Raw genomic sequence first — 8,371 nt, 5'->3', positions numbered from 1 at the left:
ACAGGTTCAAATCCTGTCCCCGCAACCAACATCACAACAACAAACCAAAAGCCCCCAACCTCACGGTCGGGGGCTTTTCGCTGTGCCAAGGAGCCCGTCGTAAGCAATCTGAACCTTCGATCCGGTCTGGCGTCCATAGGCCGTTCGACACCTCGATCGCGAGCTGTCGCATCGCAGGCCCGCCGTGCGCGGGCAGCGGAAGCGGAACTCGGCTGTACTCGAGTGGATTGCCTGCTCCCAAACGCGGTGAACGAGCGGCATGGCCCGCCGTCTCGGTCCAGGATCAGTCCGGTTGCCGACTGCTGGGGCCTTCCATCGCCTTTTCGCTCGGTGAGGACATATGACGGTCAGGAGTGCGGTCAGCGCGATCCCGTGATCCCGCATGCTCCGCCGCCACCTCCATCGTCGGGAACACCATGGCCAACGTCCTCGTCATCGGCGCCAGCAAAGGTATCGGTCTGGAAACCGTCGAGGCGGCCTTGGTCGCGGGGCATCGTGTGCGGGCGTTTGCCCGGTCCGCCGCGGGTATGGCCGCCTCGGGGGAAGGCCTGGAGCGCTTCCCCGGGGATGCCCTGAATGCCGACGACGTCGCCTCAGCCCTCGACGGTGTCGATGTCGTCGTCCAGGCGCTCGGTGTTCCGACACGGAACCTGCTCGGTCCCGTGACTCTGTTCTCCGACGCGACCAACGTGCTGGTTCCCGCGATGGAAAGGGCGGGTGTCCGCCGGATCATCGCCGTCACCGGCTTCGGCGCCGGCGACAGCCGTGAGGCGATCGGCCTCCTTCAGCGCATCCCGTTCCGCCTCGTCTTCGGACGGGCCTACGACGACAAGGACGCCCAGGAAATGCGCATCCGTCGGAGCGGCCTCGACTGGACGTTCGTCAGGCCGGGCGTCCTCACGCCCGGTTCGGCGACGGGCCGCTACACGGTCTTGTCCGACCCGTCCTCGTGGCGCAACGGCTTGATCGCCCGGGCCGATGTGGCGCACTTCATCGTCGGCGAGATCGACAAGCGGCTCTACGAGGGCAAGGCCGTCGTACTGGTCGGTTAAGCGCGCGGCTTGGCCCGCAGCGTGATGCGCGTCAGCTCGGACGATGCCCCCAACCGGAGCGCGAAGCCCGGCCAGAGCCCCGTGCCGTTGTTGACGTAGAGCGTCATGGCGCCGACCGCGTACGCGCCCGAGACGAAGCCGCCGTTGGCCCTCGCGACCAGATTGTCGAGGCCCGCGATCATTCCTCCATGCGTATGGCCGGACAGCTGCAACGCCACGCCCTTGGAGGCCGCTTGCCTCGCCTCCCTGGGTTGATGGTCGAGGAGAACGATGGGCGCACCCGAAGGCGCACCGGCCAACGCGGCGTCGAGGTCGTGCGGCGGCTGACCCGAATGCGAGGCCGACAGGTCGGTCACCCCGGCCAGAACCAGGGCTTCGTCGCCACGCTTCAGAACCGTGTGCCGGTTCGCAAGCAGACCCATTCCCAGCTCGGCATAATGGTGCATCCACGCCGTGTACTCGAAGAAATACTCGTGGTTGCCGGGAATCACCCAGACTCCATCCGGCGCCCGGAGACCGCGCAACGGCGCGACGTCGGTGCGCCGCGCCGCGAGGGACCCGTCGATCAAATCACCGGTGACGACGATGAGGTCGACCCCCAGCGCGTTGGATCGCGCCACGACCTTCCGTGCCCACGCAGCCGGGAACAGGCGGCTGAGATGCAGGTCCGTCAGCTGCAGAAGGGTGTAGCCGTCGAAGCGCGTCGGAAGGTTCTCGATCTCCACGGTGACGTCCTTGAGCGGCGGCACTCTGACGGCCTGCCGCACCGCGACCGCCGCCAACAGCATGGCCAGCGCCGCCGCGCCGTACCGCCACCCCGCGGGAATCGCTCCGCTGCTTTCGGACACGAGCCTTGCGATCAAAGCCACGCCGTCGAGCGCCAGCTGCATCGCCGCCAGGAGGACGATGGCGCCGAAAGCCCAATTGAACACGATCACCAGGGCGCGCGGGAACTCGGGTGAGAAGACCGAACCGGACGAGAGGCGGCTCCACAGGTGGTACTGCGAGGCCACCAGCAGAATAACCGCGACGCCAGCCTTCACCGCGAAGGGCCACGGCAACGGCCAGAGCACGCGAGCGATGACGTAGAGGCAGGGCAGACCAAAGATCAGATGGAACATGCTCGCGTTTCGGCGTCGGTGGATTGTCGGCACGGGGCCGATCCGGCATCGGGATCGGACGGAGCCGTAACACCGCCTCCGCGGGAGGGGGGCATCATTCCACTCCATGGACGCCGCCGCGTGCTCCCTGGCACATTCGCCATCTTGGTGACCGGGGACGCGTCGGCCCCATCGAACTGCACCGGACGGTGGGGCTGCCGCGGCTTGGCCTTCCATCACGACCACCATGGTCCCGCTCGTGCTTGGCGCGACGCACAGTGAAACCAAACGAGACCGATGGGATGAACGGACGCGGCATGGCGGGTGGACGGGACGCGGCAATCGACACGACGCAGCAGGGGGCCACGGACCGGGTCGGGGCGATCTGCCGGGCCCTGCGGCGCGCCATCGTCGAGCGGGCGGTGGCCCCCGGCGACCGGTTGCCGGAGGATGCCTTGGGCGAGCGGTTCGGCGTCAGCCGGACCATCGCCCGCCAGGCCCTGGGGCAACTCGCCGGCGAGGGCCTGGTGGAGCTGCGCCGAAACCGCATCGCCGTCGTGGCGACGCCGAGTTGGGAGGAGGCGCGCGACACCTTCGATATCCGCATCGGCCTGGAGCGCCTCGTGGTCGCCCGCCTTGCCGGCCGCCTCGATGCCGGTCAGGAAGCCGCCCTGCAGGCCCATGTCGACCGCGAGGAGGCTGCCCAGCGCGGTGGCGAACCGGGCTCCATCCGCCTCGCGACGGAGTTCCACCTGCTCCTCGCCCAGATGACCGGCAGCCCCGTGCTGGAGCGCTACGTCGGCGAGCTCGGCTACCGCTGCGCCCTCATCCTCTCGCTCTACAGCCGGCCCCACTCGGCCGAATGCGCCGTGGCCGAGCATCGCGCCCTCATCACCGCCCTGGTTTCGGGCGACGCGTCGCGCGCGACCGCCCTGATGGATCACCACCTCGACGCCGTGGCCGAACGGGCGCGCATCGTCGCCACCCCGCCCCGCGACCGCGATCTCCTCAGGCGGCTCGCGCCCTACGCCGAGGCGCTGGGGTGATCAGGCCGTGATGTCGTGCTTCGTCAGGAGCCGCTCGGCACTGTCGTTCCACACCTCCATGGTGACGATCACTCCGTCCCGCACGGTGAAGCGGTCGACGTAGCGGTTGCCCTCGAACGGCGTCCCGTCGGGCCAGGCGCCGTAGAGGGTGCCGAGGCTGTAGACCGTGGTGAACCCATCCCCCGGAACCACGTCGAGGCGCTCCATGCGCTTCTTCACCCAGGCGTAGCGGCCCGCGTTGAAGGCCGTGACCTCGCGGGGATGACGGAAGCGCCGTGCGCCCGTGAACACGATCTCGATGCCGGGCGCCATGTAGGTCGCCGCCCGCTCCGGGTCGGGCACCATCGAGGCTTCGAGGTAGGCGGTGACGATGGCGGCGTCCTGCGCCGTCGTGTCCGTCCCGCCGTCCCCGGCTGGTTCCACTGCATCCGTCGTCATCGTTGGTTCTCCTCCGGTTTCCCCCATCCTTGCGAGGACCAAGCCAAAGTGCATGCAAAAAGTGTATGCACTTTGGCGAAGTTCGAGGCAGAGCCTGTCTCGATGGTCAAATTTATCGTATTAACACAAAGGCTTGACGTCTGGCACGGGCGTTGCGGAGCTTCCGGATATTCTGCCGGAGACCCGATCATGCGCACCAGCCTGTCCCTGACCCGTCGCGTGGCCCTCGGCGCGGCCCTGCTGCTCGGCCTCTCCAGCACGGCGCTTGCCGAGGAGCCGATCCGCATCGGTCTCGTCACGGCGCTGAGCGGCCAGTCGGCGAAATCCGGCGAGGCGATCTCGCGCGGCATCGGGCTCGCCATCGACGAGATCAATGCCAACGGTGGCGTCCTCGGCCGGCCCCTCGAGCTCGTGGCACGGGACGACGAGGCCAACCCGTCGAAGGGCGTGCTCGCCGCCCGCGAACTCATCCAGCGCGTCGGCGTCGTCGCCCTCGTGGGCGGGCTCGACACGCCGGTCTCCATGGCCGTGGTGCCCATCGCCAACCAGATGAAGGTGCCGTTCCTCGGCCCCTGGGCCGCCGGTACCGGCATCACCCGCAACGGGGCGGCCGACAACTACGCCTTCCGGGTCTCCGCCGTGGACGCCCTCGTGGACGAGGCCCTCGTCGCCTACGCTGTGAAGACCCACGGCGCGAAGAAGCCCGGCATGATCCTCGTCAACAACGCCTGGGGCGAGTCGAACCAGCAGGGACTGACGGCGGCTCTCAAGGCGGCGAACCTGCCCGGCGCCGGCATCGAGAAGTACGAGGCCGCCGATGTCGACATGGTGCCTCAGCTCACCCGCTTGAAGGAGGCCGGGGCCGACACCCTGTTCCTCGTCGGCAATGTCGGCCCCTCGGCCCAGGTGGTGAAATCCCTCGACCGTATGGGCTGGACGGTACCGGTGGTCTCCCATTGGGGCCCGGCGGGCGGGCGCTTCGACGAACTCGCCGGGCCGAACGCCGGAAAGGTCCACTTCATCCAGACCTTCACCTTCGCGGGCAACACCGCCCCCAAGGCCCTGGCCGTCCTCGACGCCCTCAAGAAGAAGTATCCGGCGATCAAGTCCATGGCCGACGTGACCCCGGCAGTGGGCATCGCCAACGCGTACGACGCCACGCACCTGCTCGCCCTGGCGATCAAGGCCGCCGGCTCCACAAAGGGACCTGAAGTCCGCGACGGCTTCTACAAGGTCGGCGTCTATCCGGGCCTGATCAAAGCCTACGACAAGCCATTCGCGCCCGGCCAGCACGACGCCCTCGGCCCGCAGGACTATGTCTTCACCCGCTTCCAGAATGGCGAGATCGTCGCCGTGACGAACTGAAGATCTGGGATGTTGACCGGAACCCTCGTCACCGGCCTCGGCCTCGGCGCCATGTACGGGCTGATCGCGCTGGGCTTCCACATCACCTACGCGGTGTCGGGCACCGTCAACTTCGCGCAAGGGTCGGCCGTAACCCTCGGCGCCGTCTTGGGTTACTGGCTCGGCGTCACCCTCGGCTGGCCGATGCCGCTCGCCATCCCCCTGGCCCTCGCCGGCTGCGCCCTTCTGGGCGTGGCGGTGGAGCGCCTGCTGGTGCGGCCCTTCGTCGAGCGCGGCTCCGACGCCTGGCTCCTCGCCACCGTGGCGGGCGGCATCATCCTCGACAACACCCTGCTGTTCACCTTCGGCAAGGAGCCGCGCAGCCTGCCCTCCCCGCTCGCGGTCTCGCCCGTGCAGATCTTCGGGGCCGGGATCTACCCGCTCCAGCTCGTGATCCCGGTGCTGGGCGTGGCGGTGGCGCTGGCCATCCGCACGGTCTTCCGCCGGACCGACCTCGGCCGGGTGCTCCTGGCGGTGGCACAGAACGCGGATGCGGCCCGCCTCATGGGCATCGACGTGCGCCGGACGGTCGCCTGCGCCTTCGCCCTCTCGGCGGTGCTCGCCGGCATGGCGGGCCTCCTCATCGCACCGCTGTTCTCCGTCTCGGCCGAGATGGGGGCGCTGTTCGGAATCAAGGCCTTCGTCGTGGCGATCCTCGGCGGCATCGGCTCGGCCACGGGGGTCGTGGTGGCGGGGCTGCTCTACGGTCTCCTCGAGGCCACCGTCACGGCGACCCTCGGGTCCGCCTACACCCAACTCGTGGTGTTCTCGGTGATCATCCTGGCCCTGGCGCTGCGGCCGGACGGGTTGTTCGGTCGCAGCGCCGTCAACAAGGTCTGACCCCATGCGCCATTTGAACGGACGCTGGGCGATGCCACTCGCCATCCTGGCCCTCACGGCCATGGGCCTCGGCCTCGTGACCGCGACGGCCGGCTACAGCCACTTCGTCCTCGCCCTCGTGGCCCTGACCACCATCGCGGGGGTGGGCCTCAACGTGCTCCTCGGCCTGACCGGTCTCATCTCGTTCGGCCATGCCGGATTCTACGCCATCGGCGCCTATGCGAGCGCGGTCCTCACGGGAGCCGGGGTCGGCTTCTGGCTGGCACTGCCGGCGGCGGCGGCCCTCTCGGGGCTCGTCGGCGTCGTCCTGGCGATTCCGGCCATGCGCGTGAAGGGGCCGTATCTCGCCATGGTCACCATCGCGTTCGGCTTCATCGTCGAGCATGCGCTGATCGAGGGCGGCTCCCTCACGGGCGGTCAGAACGGCCTCGTCGTCACCGGCGGCCCGAGCCTGTTCGGTGTGCCCTTCGCCGAGGGCGAACTCGCGATCCTCGCCGTCCTCGGCGCCGGGGCCGCCCTCTACGGATTCCACCGCCTCGCCCTCAGCCGTCTCGGCCGCGCCATGCGCGCCGTGCGCGACGCCGATGTGGCGGCCGCCTCCCTGGGGTTCGATCCCGTCCGGGTGAAGACCCTGGCCTTCGCCATCTCGGCGGCGCTGACGGGGCTGGCGGGTGCCGTACTCCCACCCCTGATGCTGTTCATCGCCCCGAGCTCGTTTCCGTTCTCGCAATCGATCCTGTTCGTCCTCGCCGTGGTGGTCGGCGGCGCCGGCACGGTCCTCGGGCCCCTGTTCGGCGCCCTCGTCACCGTGCTCCTGCCCGAAACCCTGTCGGGCCTCGCCGAGTACCGGCTGCTGTTCTTCGGCCTCGCCACCCTGGTGGTGCTCTGGCTCGTGCCCGCCGGCCTCGTCGGCAGTGTTGCGCGCGTCTTTCCGCGCCGGACGGAGGCCCGAGCGACGGAGGAAGCCGACTCGGCGGGCTTCCTCGCCGCTTTCCTCGGGAAACGTCCGGGCGAGCCCCTGATCGTGGACGGCATCGGCATCCGGTTCGGCGGTATCCGCGCGGCCGAGGACGTGTCGTTCACGGCCCAGCCCGGCGCCGTCACCAGCGTCATCGGCCCGAACGGGGCCGGCAAGACCACGGTGCTCAATATGGTCTCGGGCTTCTACCGCCCGGGCACCGGCGCCATCCGCCTCGGGACCCGCGACCTCACGGGGGCACCCGCCCAGGCGATCGCCCGGGCCGGCATCGCCCGCACCTATCAGACCACGCGGCTGTTCGGCTCGCTCGGCGTCCTCGACAACGTGAGCCTCGCCTTCGCCCCCGGCCGGCTCTGGCGCCGGGCCGGCCGCGACGACCGAATGATGGCTGCCGGCCTCCTCGCCTTCACGGGCTATACCGGTACCCTCGACCGGCGCGCCGACGAGCTGCCCCATGTCGATCGCCGCCTCGTCGAGATCGCCAGGGCGCTGGCCGGCCGGCCCCGTGTGCTCCTCCTCGACGAGCCCGCCGCTGGCCTCACCCGCGCGGACACCGACCGCCTCAGAGGGTTGCTGCGCCGGATCGCGGCCTGCGGCGTCGCAGTCATCCTCGTCGAGCACGACATGCCCCTGGTGATGGGCGTCTCCGACCACGTCCTCGTCATGGATGCGGGCCGGCCCATCGCCAGCGGCGCGCCGGGCACGATCCGGCACGACCCGGCGGTGATCCGCGCTTACCTCGGCGCCGCCGACACGCCGGCCCGGCCGCGGGCGACGCCATGGCGCGGCCCGGCGGATGCCGTCCTCTCCGCCCATGGCCTCACCGCCGGCTACGGGGCCGCCCCGGTACTGGCGGGCGTGTCCCTGGAGGTCCGACCCGGCGAGACCGTGGCGCTTCTGGGTGCCAACGGCGCCGGCAAGTCCACCGCCATGCGGGCGCTCGCCGGCCTCCTGCGCCCGGTCGAGGGCGGGATCGTGCTGGAGGACCGGGCCGTCGCGGGCCTGCCCGCGCACCGCATCGCCCGCCTCGGCCTCGCCCTGGTGCCGGAGGGCCGGCAGGTGTTTCCGGAATTGACCGTCGTGGAGAACATCCGGCTCGGCGCTCACGGCCGGGCCGAGCCCATCGATCCGGCCGAGATCGAGGCTTTGCTGGCCCGTTTCCCCCGCTTGCGCGACCGGGCGACGAGCCGCGCGGGCCTGCTGTCGGGCGGCGAGCAGCAGATGCTCGCCATCGCCCGGGGAATGATGGCGCATCCGCGCATCCTCCTCCTCGACGAGCCGTCCCTCGGCCTCGCGCCCGCGATGATCAACGCCCTCTACGCCGTGGTGGCGGAGCTGCGGGACGGCGGCACCACCATCCTCATCGTCGACCAGATGGCGGCGCTGGCCCTCACGGTGGCCGACCGGGGCTACGTGCTAGAGCAGGGGCGCGTCGTCGCCGCGGGCTCGGCCGCGGACCTCGCGGCGGACAAGGGCCTGGAAGCCGCCTACCTGGGCGCCGCGTGATGCTGG

The 8,371-nt window shown here is 70.1% G+C and carries 7 protein-coding genes; 5 read left to right on the top strand and 2 right to left on the bottom strand.

Going from position 1 to position 8,371, the window contains the following annotated elements; translation table 11 throughout:
* The first annotated feature begins 416 nt into the window (after window positions 1-416).
* Window positions 417-1,052: an NAD(P)H-binding protein gene (locus tag ASG60_RS06425; protein WP_056384554.1), complete on the top strand. Its 636-nt coding sequence runs from the start codon at window positions 417-419 to the stop codon at window positions 1,050-1,052.
* Here ASG60_RS06425 and ASG60_RS06420 read toward each other — a convergent pair.
* Entirely contained in the window at window positions 1,049-2,173 is a 1,125-nt protein-coding gene (locus tag ASG60_RS06420) for a metallophosphoesterase (RefSeq protein WP_056384552.1), read from the bottom strand. The genes ASG60_RS06425 and ASG60_RS06420 overlap by 4 nt on opposite strands.
* Before the next feature lie 296 nt (window positions 2,174-2,469).
* On the opposite strand from ASG60_RS06420, the gene ASG60_RS06415 reads away from it, so the two are divergent.
* Entirely contained in the window at window positions 2,470-3,198 is a 729-nt protein-coding gene (locus ASG60_RS06415) for a GntR family transcriptional regulator (protein ID WP_056384563.1), read from the top strand.
* Here the strand turns inward: ASG60_RS06415 and ASG60_RS06410 are convergent, their stop codons facing one another.
* A complete protein-coding gene (locus ASG60_RS06410) occupies window positions 3,199-3,636 on the bottom strand; it encodes a nuclear transport factor 2 family protein (RefSeq protein WP_056384551.1) in 438 nt (145 codons plus the stop codon).
* Window positions 3,637-3,825: 189 nt separating this feature from the next.
* On the opposite strand from ASG60_RS06410, the gene ASG60_RS06405 reads away from it, so the two are divergent.
* From ASG60_RS06405 to ASG60_RS06395, 3 genes are read left to right on the top strand one after another with little or no spacing between them, the layout of a single operon-like run.
* Window positions 3,826-5,001: an ABC transporter substrate-binding protein gene (locus ASG60_RS06405; protein ID WP_056384550.1), complete on the top strand. Its 1,176-nt coding sequence runs from the start codon at window positions 3,826-3,828 to the stop codon at window positions 4,999-5,001.
* Window positions 5,002-5,010: 9 nt separating this feature from the next.
* Window positions 5,011-5,880: a branched-chain amino acid ABC transporter permease gene (locus ASG60_RS06400; protein WP_056384549.1), complete on the top strand. Its 870-nt coding sequence runs from the start codon at window positions 5,011-5,013 to the stop codon at window positions 5,878-5,880.
* Window positions 5,881-5,884: 4 nt separating this feature from the next.
* Window positions 5,885-8,365, top strand: a complete 2,481-nt coding sequence (locus tag ASG60_RS06395; protein WP_056384548.1) for a branched-chain amino acid ABC transporter ATP-binding protein/permease — start codon at window positions 5,885-5,887, stop codon at window positions 8,363-8,365.
* The last annotated feature ends 6 nt before the right edge of the window (window positions 8,366-8,371 follow it).

Origin of the sequence: Methylobacterium sp. Leaf469 (genome assembly GCF_001424745.1) — a bacterium.
In the GTDB taxonomy this organism is placed as follows: domain Bacteria; phylum Pseudomonadota; class Alphaproteobacteria; order Rhizobiales; family Beijerinckiaceae; genus Methylobacterium.
This window is presented reverse-complemented; position numbering and strand designations above follow the sequence as displayed.